Source organism: Roseibium sp., assembly GCF_050301095.1.
GTDB lineage: Bacteria > Pseudomonadota > Alphaproteobacteria > Rhizobiales > Stappiaceae > Roseibium.
On sequence record NZ_JBNKYW010000220.1, the window covers coordinates 1 to 21,363 of the forward strand.

Below are 21,363 nucleotides of genomic sequence, written 5' to 3' on the forward strand. Positions count from 1 at the left end.
GAAGCGGTCCGCACCGTCGTCGATACGGATGAAGCTTCGCAGACCCTGGACGCGGAAGCGGATGCCGACGAGGCCATGGCCGAAGCCGATGCTGCCTCGGACGCCGGTGAAGACGCTGACGGGGAAGCCGAAGCGGAAACGGCCGAAATCACGGTGCTGAACGCCGGGTAGAAAGAGCCCTTCCGCAATCCCTTTGACCTTTGCCTCAAAACAATGGTAGCCGTGCCGCCTGACTGCGCCACGGCTTTCCGGTATTCTTGACCGTCATCTTGGCCGGGAACCTTCCCGAAGCCGCGGCATGACCTGGAGACAAGCGTCATGGCTTCCCCTGCTCCGACCTCTGACACATCCAAGCGCAAGGGTCCGAAACCGCCCATCCCCCTGTCGGTGCTGACCGGCTTTCTGGGCTCGGGCAAAACGACACTGCTCAACCGGATCCTGCAGGACCCGGCCATGGCGGACACGGCGGTCATCATCAACGAATTCGGCGAGATCGGCCTCGATCACCTGTTTGTGGATCAGGCGGGCGACGGCATCGTGGAGCTTTCCTCCGGCTGCCTGTGCTGTACCATCCGGGGCGATCTGGTGACCACGCTGGAGAACCTTTTGCGGCGGCTGGACAACGGCCGGATGGAGCGGCTGAACCGGGTCGTGATCGAAACCACCGGCCTGGCGGACCCGGCGCCGATCCTGCACACGGTCATGCTGCACCCCTATCTGGTGATGCGCTACCGGCTGGACAGCGTCGTGACCCTTGTCGATGCGGTCAATGGCCTGTCGACCCTGGACGAACACGAGGAGGCCCGCAAGCAGGCCGCCGTGGCCGACCGTCTGGTGCTCACCAAGACCGACCTTCTGGAAACGCAGGAGCACACGGCCGCATTCGCGGATCTCAAAGACCGGCTGCAGGCCCTCAATCCGGGGGCAAGACGGCTTGATGTTCAGGCGGGCGACGCGGGTCCCGCCGAGCTTTTCAATGCCGGGCTCTATGATCCGGACAGCAAGATCCCGGATGTGGCGGCCTGGTTGAACACGGAAGCCTTCGAGGCGGCCAAGGACCACGATCACGGTCATTCTCACGACCATCATCACGGGCACCATCATCATGGTCACGACCATGCGCACGACGTGAACAGGCATTCCGACTCGATCCGGGCCTTCACCCTGTCGACGGACCGGCCGGTTCCCGCTTCCGCCCTGGAAATGTTCCTCGACCTGCTGCGTTCCGCCCACGGCCCGAAACTCCTGAGGGTCAAGGGCATCGTGCAGCTGGTGGAAGATCCGGACCGTCCCGTCGTCATTCACGGTGTCCAGCACGTGTTCCACCCGCCGGCGACGCTGGAAGGCTGGCCGGACGGCGACCGGCGCACGCGCATGGTGTTCATCACCAAGGACCTGCCGGAAGGCTTCGTGCGCAAGATGTTCGAGGCCTTTTCCGGCGCCCTCTTGCCGGACACGCCCGATCACCAGGCGCAGATGGAAAACCCGCTGGCGGTCTCGGGGTTCACCAGTCCGGTGAGGTGAGTGAACAGTGCCGCAAATTGATGCGGCTCCGTTGATTGAGACAGGCAGTTTCCAAGGAAAAATCCTCATCCTGAGGAGGACCTTCAGGTCCGTCTCGAAGGATGGGCAGCTTGCACTGAGCTTGCCGCCCATCCTTCGAGACAGCGCTACCGCGCTTCCTCAGGATGAGGTGGTTTGGTCAATTTTCGAACTGTAAATGGATCTCGTAATCCCTAGCAATCGATGACCTAATCCCGGCTGCGCAACCGGATCAGGCCTTCCTGGGCGGTGGAGGCGATCAGGAGGCCGTCTTTTGTGAAAAGCGAGCCCCGGTTCATGCCGCGCGATCCGGAGGTGGAGGTGCTGTCGGTCGCGTAGAGCAGCCAGTCGTCGGCGCGGAACGGGCGGTGGAACCACATGGCGTGGTCGAGGCTGGCCGCCTGGATCTTCGGGTTGAAGACCGAGGTGCCATGGGGGAACAGCGAGGTGTCGAGCAGCGTCATGTCGGAGGCATAGGCCAGCACGCACTGGTGAATGCACTCGTCGTCGGGCAGCGCGTCCGTCGCCCGCACCCAGACATATTGCTGCGGCGGCAGGGGTTTTCCGCTGAAATAATGCGTCATGTCCACGGGGCGCAATTCGATCGGCCGCTCCCGTTCCCAGTAGCGACGGATGTTGTCAGGGGCCTTGGACAGGAACTTTTCCTTCAGCTCCTGTTGGTTCGGCAGTTCGTCGGGCCTGGGGACATCCGGCATCGCGATCTGGTGCTCAAGCCCCTCCTCGAACACCTGAAAGGACGCGGCCATGGAGAAGATTGCCTCGCCGTGCTGGATCGCGACCACACGCCGTGTGGTGAAGCTGCCGCCGTCCCGGATACGGTCGACCTCGTAGATGATCGGCACAGAAGGATCGCCGGGCCGCAGAAAATAGCCATGGAGCGAATGCACGTGCCGGTCCTCGACCACTGTTCTGGAGGCGGCCACCAGCGCCTGGCCGATCACCTGGCCGCCGAACACGCGTTGCCAGCCGACCTGCGGGCTGCGACCACGGAACAGGTTGCGCTCGAGCGGTTCCAGGTCGAGAATTTCAAGAAGACCATCAACGGCCGTGTTCATTGGTGCAATCCCTGTTAGATAGACGAACGGGTGATTTGTGTGTCCATGACCGACGTGCACTCTTGGACGGCTGTTGACGTTAAAGTCAAGATGTCCTTGGGGAAGCCGGGTACCGGACCTTGGAGAAGAAGACAATGGCGAAAAAGAAGAACGCCACCGACATGTTTGATGTTGTGATTGCCGGTGGCGGCTATGTGGGGCTGTCGCTCGCCGTCGCCCTGAAGCAGGGGGATGCCGGGCTCCGTTGCGCCGTTGTCGACCCGAAGCCGATGGACCAGCTCCACAAGGATCCGCGAGCTTCCGCGATTGCCGCTGCCGCCTCCCGCATGCTCACCCAGCTCGGTGTCTGGAAACAGATCGAGGGCGAGGCCCAGCCGATCAACGAAATGATTGTGACCGACAGCAAGCTGCGGGACGCGGTCCGGCCGGTTTTCCTGACCTTTGACGGCCAGGCGACGGCCGGTGAACCCTTCGCGCACATGATGCCCAACGGCGTCATGATGCCCGCGCTCTACAAGGCCGCCAAGAAACTGGGCGTTTCCTTCTTTGCGCCCGGCACCGCCGAAACCTTCCGGACCCTGTCCGATCATACCGAACTGGTACTGGATGACGGCACCGTCTTGAAGAGCCGCCTTCTGGTGGCGGCCGACGGGGTGCGTTCCAAACTTCGGGACCTTGCCGGCATTCGCACGGTCAACTGGGACTACGGCCAGTCAGGCATCGTGACGACCGTCGGACACGAGCGCCCGCACAACGGCCGGGCGGAGGAGCATTTCCTGCCGGCCGGTCCCTTTGCAATCCTGCCGCTTCCCGGCAACAGGTCCTCGCTGGTGTGGACGGAAAAGACCTCGGACGCGGAGCGCCTGGTGCGTTCTGACGATTTCACTTTCGAGCTGGAGCTGGAACGGCGCTTCGGCCATCATCTGGGAGCGCTGACCCTGGAGGGGCCGCGCCGGGCCTATCCGCTGGGCCTGAAGCTGGCGCGCGATTTCGTCAAGCCGCGCTTCGCCCTGATCGGCGATGCCGCCCATGGCATTCACCCGATTGCCGGGCAAGGGCTCAATCTCGGCTTCAAGGATGTCGCGGCGCTCGCCGAAGTGCTGATCGATGCGCGGCGTCTCGGCCAGGATGTCGGCGGCTTCGACGTGCTCGAGCGTTATCAGCGCTGGCGGCGGTTCGACACCTTCCAGATGGGCGTCGTGACGGATGTGCTCAACCGCCTGTTTTCCAACGACAACGATCTCCTGCGCGCCGCGCGCGATTTCGGCCTGGGGCTTGTCGACCGCATGCCGGGTCTGAAGACGCACTTCATCAAGGAAGCGGCCGGCTTTGCCGGACCCGTGCCGAAATTGCTTTCCGGTGATCCGATCTGATAGGAATTTGCCTGTTATTTTTTACAATCGGATTCCGGCCGCATGAGTGATTACCCCGAGAGCTTTCCTGCGCATCGCTCGATCCTGATTACCGGATGCTCGTCGGGGATCGGGCTCGCGGCGGCCCATCTTCTGCGCGGACGGGACTGGCGGGTGTTCGCGGCGGCCCGGAAACAGGACGATGTGGACCGCCTCGCGGCATTGGGGTTCGAGGCAAGCCGGCTCGACTACGAAGATCCGGACAGCATTGCCGCCACCGCCGAGAAAGTGCTTCGCCTGACCGAGGGCAGGCTGGATGCGGTATTCAACAACGGCGCCTATGCGATCCCGGGCGCCTTGGAGGACATTCCGGTGCAGGCTCTTCGTGCACAGTTCGAGGCGAATTTCTTCGGCTGGCACGATCTGACCCGGCGGTTGATCCCGGCCATGCGGGCCAATGGTTCCGGGCGGATCGTCCAGTGCTCGTCCGTGCTCGGGCTGGTCGCGATGAAATACCGGGGGGCTTATACCGCCAGCAAATTCGCTCTGGAGGCCTATTCGGACACGCTTCGGCACGAACTGGATGGAACGGGCATTCATGTCTGCCTGATCGAACCCGGTCCGATCGCCACGAAATTCACCGAAAACGCGCTTGCGAATTTCGACCGTTGGATTGGCGACAAGGGTCTGCATTCCTCCGTGCACAGGCAAGCCTACCTGAATCGCCGCCGCCGTATGGAGATGGGCGAACCAGGCCCCTTCAAACTGCCGCCCGAGGCCGTTGTGAAGAAACTCATTCACGCCGTGGAGGCCAAGCGGCCCAAAGCGCGGTATCATGTCACTGTTCCGACGAGCGTCATGGCTGTGGCAAAACGGATCTTGCCGACTTTCCTCCTGGACCGGATCTGCATACGCGCAGCCGGCAACGAGGAATAGACGGTCTTCGGACAGGACTGCCAGGCTGGCCTCGGACCGGCCGAACTAGGACAATACAAATGGCTGAAATTATCAATTTTCTCATTCCGGCCGGCATGGCCGCGGTGGCTCTGGTACTGCTGCTCGGCATCTGGAACATGTTCCGGAACGGGCCGTCCAACCGTTCGCAGATGCTGATGCGCTGGCGGGTGGGCTTGCAGTTTCTGGTCATTGTGCTTGTGATGGGCGGCCTGTACTTCTTTGGAACGGGTCACTGACAAACCGAAAGCAGCAGGAAGACGGGGCGGGGCTGAATGGTCGTACTGAACAAGATCTACACGAAGACCGGCGATGACGGCACGACCGCGCTCGGTTCAGGCGAACGCCGCCCGAAAAGCGATTTGAGGATTGAAGCCTACGGGACCGTCGACGAGACCAATGCCGTTGTCGGCCTCATCCGGCTGCAGACGGCAACCGCCGCGCCGGACGTGGATCAGATGCTCTCACGCATCCAGAACGACCTGTTCGATCTCGGTGCGGACCTTGCGACGCCGGATACGGGAGAAGACCTCGGCTACGAGCCTCTGCGCATCACCGACGCCCAGGTGAAAGCCATCGAAAACGCCATCGACGCCCTCAACAGGGACCTGTCGCCGCTGCGCTCCTTTGTCCTGCCCGGGGGCAGTCCGGCGGCAGCGCATCTTCATCTGGCGCGCACCGTTTCGCGACGGGCCGAACGGCTGATGGTCGACCTGGCCACCAGAGAGGCGGTCAATCCGGCGGCGCTGCGCTACATGAACCGGCTTTCGGACTATTTCTTTGTTGCCTCCCGTTACCTGAACGGCAAGGGAGACCAGGACGTTTTGTGGGTGCCGGGCCAGAACCGGTAGTTGTCAAACCGGTTGCCGGAGGGTTGCCACCCAGATGTTCATTCCCCTCTACGATCACAACGAGCGCGTTCACATCCCCTTTCCCATTGTGAACCTGTCAATCATCACTGCGAATCTGGCGATTTTCTTTTTCTACCAGGGGATGGGAGAAAGTCGGGCTGTAGGTGCCTCTTCCTACTCGTTCGGCCTCATTCCCGCCGTGTTTTTCGATCTTCGGGACCTGGCGCCGCAATTGCAGATGCTGCCGGAGTGGGCCTCCCTCCTCACCTATGCGTTCTTCCATGGCAGTCTCATGCATCTGGCCGGAAACATGCTGTTTCTGTGGGTGTTCGGCGACAATGTCGAAGATGCCCTGGGCCACGTCAGATATCTGCTGTTCTACGCGATTTGCGCGGCCGCCGGCGGCCTGGCCTATGCATTGGTGGATGTCAGTTCGGACGTGCCGCTGATCGGCGCATCGGGGGCTGTTTCCGGCGTGGTCGCCGCCTATCTGATGCTGCATCCAAGGGTCAAGGTCTGGGTGCTGGTGCTCGGCCGGATACCCTTGAGGCTTCGGGCGATCTGGCTTCTGGGCGCCTGGGTTGTCTATCAGGTGGTCAACATGATTTTGTCCGCGGACAGCCAGGTGGCCTTTGTCGCCCATGTCGGCGGGCTGGCCGCCGGGGCCTTGCTCGTGGTCTTCATGCGCCGCAAGGGTGTGGTGCTGTTCGACCGGGATGCTGTCTGAAACGCCCTCAGGGCCGGACAGGTTCCCGCCCTGGATCAGGCGGACTTCCAGATGGCTTCGGAGGAGCGGCAGGCGACGCCGCGCCGGTCGAGCAATTCGCCGGACGCCAGTTTGATCTTTTCGTTGTAGGAGCGGCAGTATGTGCCCTGGACTGTCTTCCAGGTTTTCAACGGGGTTACCATGCCGCTGACACCGCTTGCCGGGTTCTTCCAGCGTAGCGATCGGCCTGACAACGACTTCTCAAGCGCCGCTTGCAGATTGCTGCTTGCCAGGGACTTGTCGGAATAATTCAGTTGGGCTGTGCTTGGGACGGATGCCGTCGCGGTTGCCTCCCTTGGGGTGACCCCTGTGCAACCGGAAACAGCAATAACACTGAAAATCAATAAAGTAGTGCGCCCTAGGGCTCGAAAATTCAAAAGCTTCAATGCCGGTTCCGCCTTCCGGATCTATTGCCACCCGTTCTGAATAGCCTCCCGTTCTTCCCGCTCGGACAATGTTCCGCCGGACGGTTCGCTGTCAACATTGAAACCGGGCTGACCGAAGAGACGATTCAAAATACCACCTGCGGTAGGTGTTTGTGAAGTGTCTCCACCGGAATTTGTGGATGCGTTCGAAGCAGCGGAACCCGGACCGCGCCCGTTGCCTGACCCGTTGGAATTGCCGTTCCCGTTGTTGCCGCCGCCGTTGTTGCCGCTGTTACCGCCACCATTGTTGCCGCGGTCGCCGCCGTTTCCGTGATTGCCGCTGTTCCCTTTGCCGCCACCGTTGCCGTTGTTGCCGGAGGACTGCGCGGCCGCGGCAATGGAATCCTTCATGTCGACCAAGGGAGTGAAAAAGACAAGCGAGAACGCCATCGCGGCAGCCGCCGCAGTCGGCAGAACGCGTTTCATCCCAAAGAGGCAATCCTGCAATGGTGACTGGCGGGTGTTTTTCATCGGCGGGTCGTCTTCAACGTGGCGTGGTAGGGCGATGTGGCGGAATTTCGGTACTTTGGTCTCGACGACACAACACTTGGGCATTCTCTCTTCTTCCCAAACATAGTATAAAAAAAGTCGGGATCAAAAGGTCTCATTACGTGTTGTCCATCGTGAGAGCTGTATTGCGGAGAACTTCTTGCCCGACGAAGACCTGAAAGCGGACATGATCCGTTTGCTCCCGAAGCTAAGAAGTTTCGCTTTGCGGTTGTGCAGAAACCCGGATCAGGCCGACGATCTGGTGCAGACGGCATGCGAGCGTGCAATCCGATCTCTCGATCAGTTTGACCCGGCAACGCGCCTGGACAGCTGGATGTTCCGGATCGTGCAGAACCTGTTTCTGAACTCCCAACGGGACACCGCGAACCGCGCGAGGCTGTTCGATCTGGCAATGCTGGATTTCGAAGAAAGCTATGACGGCGACAAGGCAGCGGCCAGCAGTCTTGATTTGCAGAAGGTGCAGGCTTTTATCGGTCAACTGGATGCGGACAACCGCGACGTGCTTTTGAAGATTGCTGTGGAAGGTCGCAGCTACAAGGACGTCGCAGATGAGTTGGGCGTGCCGATCGGAACCGTTACGAGCCGGCTCGCCCGTGCCAGGCTGCGGTTGCGGGAATGGCTGGAGTCGAACGATGCGGCACCGGAAGCCAATCTGCGCAGGCTGCCAGGAGGAATGCGATGACTTTTGATGAAAGACGCGATCAGATCCTGCTGGCGGAAAGCATCGGCAGGCTCCTGGATGACGAAGTTTCCGCCGAAGAACGACCCGAACTGCTGGCCAAAATCCAGCAGACCGATGGCGGCGACGACCTTCTGCGGCAGATGGCGCATGACGACATGCTGCTGAAGAAAGCGGTTGCCGAGACCGTCCCCCAGGCCAGCCTGGACATGTTTCAGGCGATGATCGACCGCGAGTTCGAAAAACGGCAGATCCCCGAGATGCCGGTTCATCACGTGTCCTGGAAAAATACCCTGGTCCAGATGGCGGCGGCGCTGGTTCTGATCGGTGGAACCTTCATGTTCACCTCTTTCTGGATGCAATCGCGTCTTGACGATACGGTCTCTTCCCTGGCGGCCCATATGGAGACCGAACGCACGCTTCTTGCCCAGACGGTGCAGGAGGCGCTGGAAACAAAGGTCAGCGGCGAAACCGTTCAGATCGGCCAGGGCGCGAGCTGGTCCGAGGTGCTGACGCCGATCAAGACCTACAAGAGCAGGAGCGGTCACTGGTGCCGGGAGTATCTGCGGCAATCCAGCTTCGGCAAACTGGACCTGTCCATCCGCGGCACAGCCTGCAGGGACGGCAACGGGGTCTGGACGACCGTTCTTGCCGAACCGGTCTCCGATCCGCTCGGCCAGCAGACGTCCGGAATCTGATCTCCCGGCAACTGTTTGCCAACCGGCATTTTCTGAAATCCGACGCCGTTTCCGGCGGATTGCTGCGGTGCCGAACTGTCATCATTGCGACGCGCGGTTTTCCAAGCCCGGCAAATTGGCGGGTTTGACCGTTTAGCGCAATTGACAGCCGCTTTGCAGGTCAGTACCGTCCCCCGCCATGCGCCACGATTGGCTCATTTCCGCCGTTTGTTCCGTTGCGTCATTCCGGCGGCGAGCCTTGAGAAATGCGGTGCGGTGTATGCCGGCCCAGCAAGAGGTTGAGACCAAATGAAAATCCTCGTACCCGTCAAACGGGTCATCGACTACAACGTGAAGGTCCGCGTAAAGGCGGATGGTTCAGGCGTCGATCTTGCCAACGTCAAGATGTCCATGAACCCCTTTGACGAAATCTCCGTCGAAGAAGCCCTGCGGCTGAAGGAAGCAGGCAAGGCGACCGAGGTCGTTGTTGTTTCCGTTGGTCCGCAACAGGCGACCGAAACCCTCCGGACAGGCCTTGCCATGGGGGCAGACCGTGGCATCCTGGTCAAGACGGACGAGACGACAGAACCTCTGGCCGTTGCCAAGATCCTGAAGGCCATCGTCGATGCTGAAGAGCCAGGCCTCGTGATCCTCGGCAAGCAGGCCATCGACGACGACTGCAACCAGACCGGCCAGATGCTGGCAGCCCTCCTCGGCTGGAGCCAGGGAACCTTCGCTTCCAAGGTCGATCTTGGCGAGGGCACCGTCGACGTGACCCGCGAAGTCGACGGCGGCCTCCAGACCGTGAAGCTGAAGCTTCCGGCCATCGTCACCACGGATCTGCGGCTCAACGAGCCGCGTTATGCATCCCTGCCGAACATCATGAAGGCCAAGAAGAAGCCGATCGACGAAAAGACCCCCGAGGATTTCGGCGTCGACATCACGCCGCGCCTGACGGTGGTCACCACCACCGAACCGTCGGCCCGCAAGGCCGGCATCAAGGTCGAGTCCGTCGCCGAGCTGGTCGATAAACTCAAGAATGAGGCCGGGGTCCTTTAAGGACCGTCGCAGGAGGAAAACAGATGACTACACTTCTTGTGGCTGAATACGCCGGCGGCGCCTTGAGCGATGCGACCGCCAAAGCCCTGACCGCTGCCGTGGCACTGGGCGCCGATGTCCACGTGCTGGTTGCCGGCAAGGGCGTCCAGGGCGTGGCCGAGCAGGCTGCCAAACTCTCCGGCGTTGCCAAGGTTCTGGTTGCCGAAAGCGATGCGCTGGAACACCAGCTGGCCGAACCGACGGCAGACCTGATCGTCGGCCTTGCCGGCGGCTACGACGCCATCGTCGCCCCGTCGACCGCCAACGGCAAGAACACGCTGCCGCGTGTTGCCGCCCTGCTCGACGTGATGCAGATTTCCGACATCACGTCTGTTGTCGATGCGGACACTTTCGAGCGTCCGATCTACGCGGGCAATGCCATCCAGACCGTCAAATCCGGTGATCCGAAGAAGGTCATCACGGTACGGACCTCCACTTTCGCCGCTGCGGAAGAAGGCGGTTCGGCTGCGATCGAGACCGTAGCCGGGACCGACGGAACCGGGCTTTCGGAGTTTGTCGGCGAGGAACTGTCCAAGTCCGACCGTCCGGAACTGACGTCTGCCAAGATCATCATCTCTGGCGGCCGCGCGCTCGGGTCTGAGGAAAAATTCAAGGAAGTCATCATGCCGGTGGCCGATGCTCTCGGTGCAGCCGTCGGTGCTTCCCGTGCCGCCGTCGATGCCGGTTACGCGCCGAACGACTGGCAGGTCGGCCAGACCGGCAAGGTGGTTGCCCCGGATCTCTATATTGCCTGCGGCATTTCCGGTGCCATCCAGCACCTGGCCGGCATGAAGGACTCCAAGGTGATCGTCGCAATCAACAAGGACGAGGAAGCCCCGATTTTCCAGGTGGCGGACTACGGACTTGTCGCGGATCTCTTCGAAGTTCTGCCGGAATTGAAGGCTGCCGTCGAGTAAGACCTGCGGTAAATTGACCACGGGCCCCGGAGTGAACAACAGTTTTCGCTCCGGGGTCCTTGCTGTTCGGCGAAAGACTTGCCAAAAATAGCCGCAACCGGGTCAGTCGGGTCACAGAGTAAAGATCGGAAATTTCAGGATGGCTGTCGAAATCAAGAAAGTCGGCGTAATTGGCGCAGGTCAGATGGGCAGCGGCATAGCGCATGTGTGTGCGGTGGCCGGATTTGATGTGGCCTTGAGCGATATTTCCAGGGAGCGGATCGAATCGGGTCTTGCCTCCATCAACGGGAACCTGGCGCGCCAGGTCTCCAAGTCCCTGATCTCGGAAGAAGTCAGGACAACGGCACTGGACCGGATCAAGCCGGCGGAGGATCTCGATCTTCTGGCCGATGCCGATCTGGTGATCGAATCCGCGGTCGAGAACGAGCAGGTCAAACGCAAGATCTTTTCGCAGCTCTGCCCGATCCTGAAACCGGAAGCCATCCTGGCGACCAACACCTCCTCGATCTCCATTACGCGTCTGGCCGCGTCGACCGACCGTCCGGAACGCTTTATCGGCATTCACTTCATGAACCCGGTGCCGGTGATGGAACTCGTCGAGCTGGTGCGCGGCATTGCCACAGAGGACGAAACCTTCGAGGCCTCCAAGGTTTTCTGCGACCGGCTGGGCAAGCAGATCGCCGTCGCGGAAGATTTCCCGGCCTTCATGGTCAACCGCATCCTGCTGCCGATGATCAACGAGGCGATCTACACGCTTTATGAAGGCGTCGGCTCGGTGGAATCCATCGACAAGGCCATGCGGCTTGGCGCCAACCATCCGATGGGGCCGCTGCAACTTGCCGATTTCATCGGTCTCGACACCTGCCTGTCGATCATGCAGGTGCTCTATGAAGGCCTTGCCGACACCAAGTACCGGCCTTGCCCGCTGCTGGTGAAATATGTCGAGGCCGGCTGGCTCGGCCGCAAGACGCAGCGCGGCTTCTACGACTATCGCGGCGAACATCCGGTTCCCACCCGCTAAGACCGCGCATGAACCTGGCCCGCTATTGCCTGACCAGCGCCGCAGCCGACATGGCCAAGACGGCGCTGGAAGTGGTCGGGCCGGATGGTTCGGCCCTGGAAACCTGGAGCTACGGCAAGCTGACCGCGACGGTTTTGTCCGTTGCAGCCGGGTTGCAGGACCGGGGACTGAGGACCGGCGACCGGATCCTTCTCAGGATCGGGCATTCCAGCGATTTTCCCCTGCTGTTCTTCGGAGCGATTGCGGGCGGCTTTGTTCCGGTTCCAACCTCCGCGCAACTGACGCCTCCCGAGGCATCCGCCATCCTTGCAGACAGCGGCGCGGCGCTTGTTGTTCACGACGGCAAGACCGCCCTGCCGGAAGTTGGCGCCGTTCAACTGCTTGGGCCGGACGATATCGAAGCGCTGAAACGCACGGCGCCCGGCTCCTTTGCCGAAACGCAGCGGGACGATCCCGCTTTCCTGATCTATACCTCCGGTACCAGCGGCACTCCCAAGGGCGTTCTCCATGCGCAGCGGGCGGCCGCGGCGCGGGCGCCGATGTACCGGGGCTGGTACGGCATCACGGCCTCGGACAGGCTCCTTCACGCGGGCGCGTTCAACTGGACCTACACACTCGGTGCCGGGTTGATGGATCCCTGGGCGAACGGGGCCACCAGCATCGTCTATGACGGGCCGCGCGAACCGGACCTGTGGCCAAATATCATCGAGGCGAGCCGGGCGAGCCTGTTTGCGGCCGTGCCGAGCCTTTACCGCCGGATCCTGAAATACGGTGAAGTAACCCCGGCGTCGTTTCCGGCGCTGCGTCACGGGCTGACGGCAGGCGAAGGCTTGCCCGCCACGCTGTATCATGAATGGAGGGAGCGGACCGGGCGCGAGCTTTATGAAGCGCTCGGCATGAGCGAAATCTCGACCTACCTCTCCAGCGCACCCGAGGTTCCGGTCAAACCCGGATCTCCGGGCAAGCCGCAGGCCGGGCGCAGGGTCGCGATCCTTCGGGAGGGCGGCGATAGCGAGGAGCCCGCGAGTGCCGGCGAGGCAGGTCTGCTGGCCATTCACCGTGACGAACCGGGCCTGATGCTCGGTTATTGGGGACGGCGCGAGGAGACCGAGGCCGCGTTCCGGGGCGACTGGTTCCTGACCGGAGACCGGGCCCGGTGCGACGAAGACGGCTATTACTGGTACGAGGGCCGCGCGGACGATCTCATGAACGCCTTCGGCTACCGGGTGGCGCCGGAGGAGGTGGAACGGGCCCTGGCAGCCGATCCGCAAGTCCAGGAAGTCGCCGTGACGGCCCTGCCCGCGCGGTCCGGCGTCAGTCTGATCACCGCCTTTGTCGTGCCGCGCGATCCGGAAACCTTCGACCTCGACCGGCTCGCGTCCCACGCAGCCGGACAACTGGCCGAATACAAGCGCCCCAAGGACTACCGGGTCGTCGACCAACTTCCGCGCACACCTTCCGGCAAGGTGCGCCGGAAGGCGCTCGGCGAATTCCGAAAATTCGATCAGTCGGAGTAAGCCTTTGTTAACCCTAGCTTAAGGGCAGGGGAGTAGTCTGCACCCACACTCGGGAGCATCAGATGGACAGCGTTGGAATTGCGAACAGCTATGTGGCAATGACCCAGGCCCAGACGGGTCAGGCGCTGCAGTCCGAGATGATGAAGATGGCAGCCCAGCAGGATGCCAATCTGGTCGCGCTGTTGCAACAGGGGGCTGAAAACCTCCAGTCCATGCAGTCGGCTCCGCCTCCGGGCATGGGTGCCCGGGTTGATGTGACCGCCTGAGACGCTCAATTTCCCCCGCGAAATTCTTAATACCCGTCGGAATCCCGTTCCGTAATGGGCCTGACGGCCTGTGGCCTCCGCCGAAGTCTCCGGCTTCGTGCGCCTGAAGATTTTCTTGACGCAGAGGAAATGGTGAGCAGTTTCAATGTACTTTGCCAAAATGATTAAGATTTAAGTTAATTCCCCTGCTTTCCGGAAGTAATCAAAAAAGCAAAAAACCGAAATCCGCTTCAAATTTACCTTTGGATTCAGTCCTTTGGGGCAGAATGATCGAACAATGGTAGCCACGGATTGGACGTACCATGCCCGAAGCAATCGGAAACGTAAAATCACCGGCCTTTCAGCCGTCACTCAAGTCTCCGCGGACCGAAAAGGTTGCGGAACAGGCGGAGGCGGTCAAGGCACGGCGGTCTGCAGCGGCTGCCGAAACGGTTCGGCGTCAGGCGGACTTCAGTTCGAACCGGACGGAATTCCTGAGCCGGCAGGCTGAACAGCTGCAGGACCGGGCGCAGAACCGCAATGCGGAAAGCGGTCTGGGTAGCCGGGTCGATATCAGGGTCTGAAGGCCCGTACCACAGGAGTACAGTCATGGCAGGTGTATCGGACAGCTCGTCGTCTTCGGCAGCCTACAGTGCGGCCGACGTACGCACGCAGCTCGCAGCCAATGCGATCCGTGACCAGAACGAACAGGAGCGCGGTGTCGCCGCACGCCTGGACGAAGCGAAGGAAACGGAGGAAGTACGCCGCGAAGCCCGGAAGATTCCGGGTCTTGGTCAGGCCGTCGACATTTCCGTTTAGAATTCCGTCAATCGAGGCTGGTATCAGCTTTCAGGCTGTGCCAGCGCATTTTTGATCAGGGCTTTCGCGTCGCCGGAGGCCCATTCGGCCGGGCCATACATGGTTCCGATCTCGCAGCCATCCGGATCGACCAGGATCGTGGTCGGCAGCCCGGTTGCCCGTGCGACCTTCCTGAGGTCCTTCAGGATACCGTTCGAGCTGTCGTGATAGTATGCAAGATCGCTGACGCCGATTTCCTCCAGGAAGGCTTTCGGCTTTTCCGGCCCGCCCCGGTCAAGGTTGACCGTAACCACCTGAAAATCCTCATTTCCCATGTCCGCCTGAAGCGCGTCGAGCGCCGGCATTTCCAGGCGGCAGGGAGCGCACCATGTGGCCCAGAGATTGAGCAGGATGGTTCTGTCCTTGAAGTCGGTCATGGTCACCGGTTGATCGTCCGGTCCCCTGAACGTCAGGTTCGTCAGGTCCAGCGGCGCGCTTGCCGGCAGGAACGCAGCCACGTCGCCGGTCGCGAAAGGCGTGATTTTGGCCGCGGTTTCAAGCGCTGCCGTACAGCTTTGGCCGCCAGTGATGTTGCCATTCGGTCCGGCGATCACGTATAGAGCCGCTACAGCAGCAACAGCACCCGCGAGCCCGGCGGCAAAAAGACCGCGCTTGGAGGATTTCACGGGTTCGGTTGGCTTCGTCATCGGTTCACACCTCGCAAGAGGCGCCTCTTAAGGGACAGGACATGAGCAATCGCATGTGGGGAGGCCGGTTCGCAGAAGGACCGGACGCCATCATGGAGGAGATCAACGCCTCCATCGACTACGACCGGAAGCTATATAAGCAAGACATCGACGGCTCGAAAGCCCATGTGCGCATGCTCGCCGAAAAGGACATTGTGACGCAGGACGATGCCGACAAGATCGTTCAAGGTCTAGACACAATCCTGTCAGAGATCGAAAGCGGCACGTTCAGGTTTTCCCGCGCGCTGGAAGACATTCACATGAACATCGAGGCGCGTCTGGCCGAGTTGATCGGTCCGGCCGCCGGACGTCTGCATACGGCCCGTTCCCGGAACGACCAGGTGGCGACGGACTTCCGACTGTGGGTGCGCGACACGCTCGACACGCTGGATGAACAGCTGAGTGAGCTGATGCAGGCGCTGGCGGAAAAGGCCGAGACCCATGCCGGCGACGTCATGCCCGGCTTTACCCATCTCCAGTCCGCCCAGCCGGTGACCTTCGGGCATCACATGCTGGCATATGTCGAAATGTTTTCCCGCGACCGGGGCCGGGTGCGTGACGCGCGCAAGCGCATGAACGAATGCCCGCTCGGTGCCGCCGCCCTTGCCGGCACCTCCTTCCCGATCGACCGGAAGATGACTGCCGAAGCGCTTGGTTTCGACCGGCCGACCGCAAACTCCCTCGATGCGGTCTCCGACCGTGACTTCGTCATCGAGGCGCTGGCGGCGGCTTCGCTGACGGCCATGCACCTGTCGCGTCTGGCCGAGGAAATCGTCATCTGGTGTTCGGCGCAATTCGGCTTCGTCAAGCTGTCGGACAAGTTCTCGACCGGCTCCTCCATCATGCCGCAGAAGAAAAACCCGGACGCGGCCGAGCTGGTTCGCGCCAAGACCGGCCGCATCTACGGCTCGCTCCAGGCGCTGCTGGTGATGATGAAGGGGCTGCCGCTCGCCTATTCCAAGGACATGCAGGAAGACAAGGAACAGGCCTTCGACGGCCTTGCCAGCGTCTCCCTGGCGCTTGCCGCCATGACCGGCATGGTCAAGGATCTTGAGCCGGTGACCAAGACGATGAAGAAGGCCGCCGGCTCCGGCTATTCCACCGCAACCGATCTTGCCGACTGGCTCGTGCGCGTGCTTGGCCTGCCGTTCCGCGACGCGCACCACGTCACCGGCCGGATTGTTGCCCTTGCGGTTGAGCAGAATGTCGAGCTGCACAAGGTGTCCCTGGAGGACATGCAGGCAGTCGAACCGAAGATTTCGGATGAGATTTTCTCCGTCCTGTCCGTCGACAAGTCCGTGCGCAGCCGCACCAGCTATGGCGGTACCTCGCCGGTCAACGTGCGCAAGCAGGCGCGCCGCTGGCTGAAGGACCTTTCAAAGGGCTGACCGTAGGCACCGATCTTCGCATGGCAGGCTCAAGCGGTCTTGCCGAAACCGGCCCGTCATGCGAGGAGAAGGACCGTGAAGGATTTCCGAAGGGCATTTATCGTCATGACAACCCGGTTCAAACTTCTGGCGCTGCTCGGCCTCTGCCTGAGCCTGACACTGGCCGGGTGCGGCCGGAAGGGCGGGCTCGACGATCCGGGCGCGGTTCAGGCAGAGCCGGATGCCGTGGCAGCCGATCCGGCCGTGGCAGTTGAACCGGTCCAGGCGGAAGCGCCTGAAAACGACAAGCCGTTCGTACTGGACTTCCTGATAAACTAAAGTTCCCGGGCGCCGCCGCAGGCCGCCGGTGTCAGCCGATGAGGGCTTCCCTTGCATCATTTCGACTATAAAAACGGGGTGCTTCATGCCGAAGACGTGGCGATTGAAGAAATCGCGCGCGAAGTCGGCACGCCGTTCTACGTTTATTCGACAGCGACGCTGACGCGGCACTACGAGGTCTTTTCCTCCGCCTTCGGCGATATACCCTCGCTCGTCTGCTATGCGATGAAGGCCAATTCCAACCAGGCGGTGCTCAAGACCCTGGCCCAGCTCGGGGCCGGCATGGACGTCGTCTCGGAAGGCGAATTGCGCCGCGCCCGTGCTGCCGGCGTGCCGGCCGACAAGATCGTCTTTTCGGGGGTCGGCAAGACGGAAGCCGAACAGGCCTACGCATTGCAGGAAGACATTCTGTGCTTCAACGTGGAATCCGAACCGGAACTGCTGCAGCTTTCACGCGTCGCCAGCCAGATGGGCAGGACCGCGCGGGTTTCCATGCGCATCAATCCGGATGTCGATGCCAAGACCCACGCCAAGATCGCGACCGGCAAGGCGGAAAACAAGTTCGGCATTCCCTGGCAACGCGCCCGCGAAGTCTATGCGGAGGCGGCAAGCCTCCCCGGCATCAAGGTGACCGGCATCGACATGCACATCGGCTCGCAGATCACCGAGCTGGAACCGTTCGACAATGCCTTTTCGCGTCTTGGCGACCTGATCACGGATTTGCGCGGCCAGGGCCATGGCATCGACCACGTGGATCTGGGGGGCGGGCTCGGCATTCCCTATGTCACGGACAACAATCCGCCGCCCCATCCGGATGCCTATGCCGAGGTCGTCAAGAAACACGTGCGCGAACTCGGCTGCAAGGTGATGTTCGAACCCGGCCGGATGATTGCCGGCAATGCCGGCATCCTCGTCACCCGCGTGATCTACGTGAAGGAAGGCGCCGACAAGACCTTCGTCATCGTCGATGCGGCCATGAACGACCTGATCCGGCCGACGCTTTACGAGGCCTATCACGAAGTCCGTCCGGTCGCGGAAAACGCCGGTGGAGCCGAGCGAATCAAGGCCGATATCGTCGGTCCCGTGTGCGAAACCGGCGATTTCCTGGCCCAGAACAGGGACATGGCCCGCGTGAATGCTGGGGATATGTTGGCCGTCTATTCTGCGGGGGCCTACGGGGCGGTGCAATCGAGTACCTATAATTCGCGCCTGCTGATCCCGGAAGTCCTCGTCAATTCTGACCAGTTTGCAGTTATCCGGCCCAGAACCAGTTACGAGGAGTTGCTCGGTCTCGACCGGATTCCGGACTGGCTCGAGGGTTCGTGACCGGAGCGGCCGGGTTTTAATTGGCCCGACAGGTTGCCGGAAGGCCTCCTATGCCTCACCTTATTGTAGGGTAGGCAGATCCGGCTGCCGGCACTTGTGAAGGTGGGTGCCGTGGCCGGTGACGAACCGGAGGTGCCCTTGAGCCCGAATGACAACACCCAGGATCCCGAACCACCGGTCCCGTTCGGCAGGTTGGACCGTCGGGGGTTCATCCGCTCGCGACTGGACGGGCTGGTCCGGCACAGCCGCGTTGCCCTGTTTCTGGAACGTCTGTGGCGCGCGCTCCTGCCGGTCCTCGTGGTTGCCGGAATGTTTGTCGGTGTTTCCTGGCTGGGGCTGTGGCTGGTGCTGCCTGCCTGGGCCGGACCAGTGGGCATCGCCGGCTTTGCGGCCGCCGCCTTGTGGAGCGCACGGGACCTCTTCCGCCTTTCCTGGCCGTCCCGGCCCGAGGCGCTGGACCGCGTTGAAAAGGCTTCCGGCTATACCCACCGCCCGCTGACGACCCTTGAAGACGATCTGACCGTCGGCGCGGACAATCCGGAGAGCCGGGCTATCTGGGCGCTGCACCAGCGGCGCACTGCCGAGGCCCTTGCCGCAATCCGTTCAAAAGCACCCGATCCGCAGGCTTTCCGCCGCGACCCCTGGGCGCTGCGTGTCGTGGCAGCCTGCGTGCTGGTGGTCGGTTTTTCGACAGCCGCCGGTGATTATGGCGGCCGGCTTGTCTCGGCCTTCCAGAACCCGTTCAAAACCGTTGAACCGCCCAGCCGTCTGGATGCCTGGGTGACACCGCCGCTTTATACCAGCGAGCCGCCGATCTACCTGACCGGCGAAAGCGCGCAGCTCCGGGAGCCGGGTGCTCCTGTGTCCGTGCCCGAAGGGTCCATTCTCGTGGTCCGGACCCAGGGTGCACGCAATCTCGGCATGACCTTCACCGCTGCAGGCAGCAAGGAAGCGGAAGCCATCGAACCGGAAGCGTCCGCAGACGCGTCCGATCCGGACCGGCAACACCTGCTGCCGGTCGAACGCCGGCTCAACTTGCAAACGACCGGCGTGGTCGATCTCACCAATGGCGAGGAGCCGCTGATGCGGTTCGTGTTCGCCGTGCGCGCCGACGATGAGCCGGAGATCCGTCTTGTCGACGATCCGGAGGAACAGCTCAGCGGTGCGCTGAAGTTCTCCTACCTCGTGAATGACGACTACGGTGTTGTCTCTGCCGAGGCGCGGATCTCGCCGCTGCCCGATCCCGACCGCCAGGGCCGCGTTCCCCGGCCGCTGGTCGACGCACCTCAATTCCCCCTGTCCCTGCCGCCCCGGTCCGGAACGGCGAAGACGGGAGAAACCATCCGGGACCTGACCTCTCATCCCTGGGCCGGATCGGAGGTCAATCTCGCTTTGCTGGCGCGGGATCAGGCCGGTCAGGAAGGGCGGTCGCCCGACTATCAGATCACCCTGCCGCAACGCCGTTTCGGCAAGCCGCTGGCCCGTGCCGTGGTTGAACAGCGCCGGACACTTGCACTCGACGCGCAGAGCCACCCGGAGGTGATCATGGCCTTCGACGCCCTGCTGCTTGCACCGGACCTGTTCGACTACAAACCGCGCAATTACCTCGGCATGCGGTTCGCCTACGGCGAACTGGTCAATGCCCGTTCGGATGAGGACCTGAAAGCGCTTCTGCCGCTGCTGTGGGACCTTGCGCTTTCCATTGAGGATGGCGACCTGTCCGCCGCCGAACGCAAGCTGCGCGACGCGCAGGAGGCCTTGCGCAAGGCCCTGGAGGAAGGGGCGAGCGACGAGGAGATCGCCAAACTCACCCAGCAGCTTCGCGAAGCGCTCAATGAATACATGCAGGCCCTTGCCGAGCAGATGCGCCAGAACCCGCAGGCCATGCAGCCCTTCGACAGCAATCAGCAGACGCTCAACCAGCAGGATCTCACCGAAATGCTGAACCGCATCGAGGAACTGGCGCGCACCGGGTCCCGCGACGCTGCCCGGGAACTGCTGGCCCAGATGCAGCGGATGCTGGAAAACCTTCAGGCGGGCCGGCCGCAGATGTCGCCAAACGGCATGTCCAGCGAGATGATGGAGATGCTCAACAAACTGGGCGAAATGATCCAGCGCCAGCAACAGTTGATGGACGAGACCCACAAGTTCAACCAGGACCAGCAAAACCGGCGCGGCCAGCAGCAGCAACAAGGCCAGCAGGGCCAGCAAGGTCAGCAGGGACAACAGGGCGAAGGCCAGCAGCTGACCCTGGAGCAGCTGGAAAAGATGCTGAAGCAGTTGCAGCAGGGCCAGGGCGACCTTGCACAGCAGCTGGAACAGCTGATGGAGCAGCTCGACCAGAACGGCATGGGCCAGAACGAGGCACTCGGGGAAGCCGGCGAATCCATGGGCAACGCCCAGCAGTCCCTGGGGCAGGGCCAGGGAGAGAAGGCGCTCGGCCAGCAGGGCAACGCGCTCGATGCGCTGCGGCGCGGCGCACAGGGGCTGACGGAACAGATGATGGGCCAGGGCGAAGGCGCCGGCTCACCCAACGCCAATTCTCCTCTCGATGAGGATCCCCTGGGCCGTCCGCGCCGTACTGAAGGACCCGATTTCAACAACCGGGTGCAGATTCCCGACGAAATCGATGTGCAGAGAGCCCGGCGCATTCTGGAAGAACTCCGCCGGCGGTTCTCCGATCCTTCCCGGCCGAAACTGGAGCTCGATTATCTGGAAAGGCTTTTGAAGCGGTATTGATCCGCACGGGAAAAGAACAAGCGACCCATCCTTCGAGACGCGAGCCAAGCTCGCTCCTCAGGATGAGGGCGTTCGAGTTGATAATCCACAATGTAAACCACCCCGGCCCCTCCTCCTGAGGAAGCGCTGAGCGCTGTCTCGAAGGATGGCCTGGAAACCGGAATGCCGGACTGTGCACCCGGCAAACAAAACCCCGCTTGAAGCGGGGTCTTTCATCTCGGTGCGTCCGGTCTGGACTTACGCGTATCGGCGCGTTTCCCGGGGCAGTTCGCCGGCGATGGCGCCGCGGACCGCCTTGCGGATATCGGCGAGGGAGAACGGCTTCGTGACCACGTCATGGACCAGGGACTCAAGGCCGTTCGCCCGCTCGCGCTGGTCCGCGAAGCCGGTCATCAGCAGGATCGGCATGTCCGGATAG

23 protein-coding genes and 1 pseudogene are annotated in these 21,363 nt (G+C 62.0%); 19 read left to right on the forward strand and 5 right to left on the reverse strand.

Annotation, left to right across the window (positions count from 1 at the left end; genetic code table 11):
* Positions 1-318: 318 nt before the first annotated feature.
* Positions 319-1,524, forward strand: a complete 1,206-nt coding sequence (locus ACQY7U_RS19515; protein WP_428648077.1) for a CobW family GTP-binding protein — start codon at positions 319-321, stop codon at positions 1,522-1,524.
* Between the two features lie 227 nt (positions 1,525-1,751).
* On the opposite strand, the gene tesB is transcribed toward ACQY7U_RS19515, so the two are convergent.
* Positions 1,752-2,618 carry an acyl-CoA thioesterase II gene (gene tesB / locus ACQY7U_RS19520; protein ID WP_428648079.1) on the reverse strand — a complete coding sequence of 289 codons (867 nt, stop codon included), beginning with the start codon at positions 2,616-2,618 and terminating at the stop codon, positions 1,752-1,754.
* A gap of 134 nt (positions 2,619-2,752) precedes the next feature.
* On the opposite strand from tesB, the gene ACQY7U_RS19525 reads away from it, so the two are divergent.
* Genes ACQY7U_RS19525 through ACQY7U_RS19545 form a run of 5 tightly spaced genes read left to right on the forward strand, consistent with a single transcriptional unit; the run spans position 2,753 to position 6,502 of the window.
* Positions 2,753-3,991: a ubiquinone biosynthesis hydroxylase gene (locus ACQY7U_RS19525; RefSeq protein ID WP_428648081.1), complete on the forward strand. Its 1,239-nt coding sequence runs from the start codon at positions 2,753-2,755 to the stop codon at positions 3,989-3,991.
* 42 nt (positions 3,992-4,033) lie between these two features.
* Positions 4,034-4,906, forward strand: coding sequence for an SDR family oxidoreductase (locus ACQY7U_RS19530; protein WP_428648084.1), 873 nt, complete (start codon positions 4,034-4,036; stop codon positions 4,904-4,906).
* A 59-nt stretch (positions 4,907-4,965) separates the two neighbouring features.
* Positions 4,966-5,163: a twin transmembrane helix small protein gene (locus tag ACQY7U_RS19535; protein WP_428648087.1), complete on the forward strand. Its 198-nt coding sequence runs from the start codon at positions 4,966-4,968 to the stop codon at positions 5,161-5,163.
* 36 nt (positions 5,164-5,199) lie between these two features.
* Positions 5,200-5,775 carry a cob(I)yrinic acid a,c-diamide adenosyltransferase gene (locus ACQY7U_RS19540; RefSeq protein ID WP_428648090.1) on the forward strand — a complete coding sequence of 192 codons (576 nt, stop codon included), beginning with the start codon at positions 5,200-5,202 and terminating at the stop codon, positions 5,773-5,775.
* 34 nt (positions 5,776-5,809) lie between these two features.
* On the forward strand, positions 5,810-6,502 hold the full coding sequence (locus tag ACQY7U_RS19545; RefSeq protein WP_428648094.1) for a rhomboid family intramembrane serine protease: 693 nt from the start codon (positions 5,810-5,812) through the stop codon (positions 6,500-6,502).
* Positions 6,503-6,537: 35 nt separating this feature from the next.
* Here ACQY7U_RS19545 and ACQY7U_RS19550 read toward each other — a convergent pair whose 3' ends face one another.
* Complete coding sequence (locus ACQY7U_RS19550; protein WP_428648097.1) at positions 6,538-6,927, reverse strand: RT0821/Lpp0805 family surface protein; 390 nt, start codon at positions 6,925-6,927, stop codon at positions 6,538-6,540.
* Positions 6,928-6,948: 21 nt separating this feature from the next.
* Complete coding sequence (locus ACQY7U_RS19555; protein ID WP_428648100.1) at positions 6,949-7,521, reverse strand: hypothetical protein; 573 nt, start codon at positions 7,519-7,521, stop codon at positions 6,949-6,951.
* Between the two features lie 94 nt (positions 7,522-7,615).
* Here ACQY7U_RS19555 and ACQY7U_RS19560 point away from each other — a divergent pair, with 94 nt between their 5' ends.
* From ACQY7U_RS19560 to ACQY7U_RS19600, 9 genes are all read left to right on the forward strand, one after another.
* Complete coding sequence (locus ACQY7U_RS19560) at positions 7,616-8,158, forward strand: RNA polymerase sigma factor (protein WP_428648103.1); 543 nt, start codon at positions 7,616-7,618, stop codon at positions 8,156-8,158.
* Positions 8,155-8,853, forward strand: a complete 699-nt coding sequence (locus tag ACQY7U_RS19565) for a hypothetical protein (RefSeq protein ID WP_428648105.1) — start codon at positions 8,155-8,157, stop codon at positions 8,851-8,853. The genes ACQY7U_RS19560 and ACQY7U_RS19565 overlap by 4 nt, the downstream gene beginning before the upstream one ends.
* Positions 8,854-9,141: 288 nt before the next feature.
* Positions 9,142-9,891: an electron transfer flavoprotein subunit beta/FixA family protein gene (locus ACQY7U_RS19570; RefSeq protein WP_428648107.1), complete on the forward strand. Its 750-nt coding sequence runs from the start codon at positions 9,142-9,144 to the stop codon at positions 9,889-9,891.
* 23 nt (positions 9,892-9,914) lie between these two features.
* On the forward strand, positions 9,915-10,847 hold the full coding sequence (locus tag ACQY7U_RS19575; protein ID WP_428648110.1) for an electron transfer flavoprotein subunit alpha/FixB family protein: 933 nt from the start codon (positions 9,915-9,917) through the stop codon (positions 10,845-10,847).
* Positions 10,848-10,986: 139 nt separating this feature from the next.
* The gene (locus ACQY7U_RS19580; protein ID WP_428648113.1) at positions 10,987-11,868 is read left to right on the forward strand and encodes a 3-hydroxybutyryl-CoA dehydrogenase; all 882 of its coding nucleotides are present in this window, start codon (positions 10,987-10,989) and stop codon (positions 11,866-11,868) included.
* 8 nt (positions 11,869-11,876) lie between these two features.
* Positions 11,877-13,385, forward strand: coding sequence for an AMP-binding protein (locus ACQY7U_RS19585; RefSeq protein ID WP_428648115.1), 1,509 nt, complete (start codon positions 11,877-11,879; stop codon positions 13,383-13,385).
* Between the two features lie 62 nt (positions 13,386-13,447).
* On the forward strand, positions 13,448-13,651 hold the full coding sequence (locus ACQY7U_RS19590) for a hypothetical protein (protein ID WP_428648118.1): 204 nt from the start codon (positions 13,448-13,450) through the stop codon (positions 13,649-13,651).
* Between the two features lie 302 nt (positions 13,652-13,953).
* Entirely contained in the window at positions 13,954-14,214 is a 261-nt protein-coding gene (locus ACQY7U_RS19595) for a hypothetical protein (protein ID WP_428648121.1), read from the forward strand.
* Between the two features lie 25 nt (positions 14,215-14,239).
* Positions 14,240-14,449 (forward strand): hypothetical protein, encoded by a 210-nt coding sequence (locus ACQY7U_RS19600; RefSeq protein WP_428648124.1) that lies wholly within the window; start codon positions 14,240-14,242, stop codon positions 14,447-14,449.
* 23 nt (positions 14,450-14,472) lie between these two features.
* Here ACQY7U_RS19600 and tlpA read toward each other — a convergent pair whose 3' ends face one another.
* A complete protein-coding gene (gene tlpA, locus ACQY7U_RS19605) occupies positions 14,473-15,135 on the reverse strand; it encodes a thiol:disulfide interchange protein TlpA (RefSeq protein WP_428648126.1) in 663 nt (220 codons plus the stop codon).
* A 41-nt stretch (positions 15,136-15,176) separates the two neighbouring features.
* Here tlpA and argH point away from each other — a divergent pair, with 41 nt between their 5' ends.
* From argH to ACQY7U_RS19625, 4 genes are all read left to right on the forward strand, one after another.
* Positions 15,177-16,562 (forward strand): argininosuccinate lyase, encoded by a 1,386-nt coding sequence (gene argH / locus ACQY7U_RS19610; RefSeq protein WP_428648129.1) that lies wholly within the window; start codon positions 15,177-15,179, stop codon positions 16,560-16,562.
* Positions 16,563-16,637: 75 nt separating this feature from the next.
* Entirely contained in the window at positions 16,638-16,880 is a 243-nt protein-coding gene (locus ACQY7U_RS19615; RefSeq protein WP_428648132.1) for a lipoprotein, read from the forward strand.
* 51 nt (positions 16,881-16,931) lie between these two features.
* Positions 16,932-18,206 (forward strand): diaminopimelate decarboxylase, encoded by a 1,275-nt coding sequence (lysA, locus tag ACQY7U_RS19620; RefSeq protein WP_428648135.1) that lies wholly within the window; start codon positions 16,932-16,934, stop codon positions 18,204-18,206.
* A gap of 138 nt (positions 18,207-18,344) precedes the next feature.
* Complete coding sequence (locus ACQY7U_RS19625) at positions 18,345-20,945, forward strand: TIGR02302 family protein (RefSeq protein WP_428648138.1); 2,601 nt, start codon at positions 18,345-18,347, stop codon at positions 20,943-20,945.
* 237 nt (positions 20,946-21,182) lie between these two features.
* On the opposite strand, the pseudogene ACQY7U_RS19630 reads toward ACQY7U_RS19625, so the two are convergent.
* Positions 21,183-21,363: pseudogene (locus tag ACQY7U_RS19630) on the reverse strand (response regulator); the annotation flags it as partial.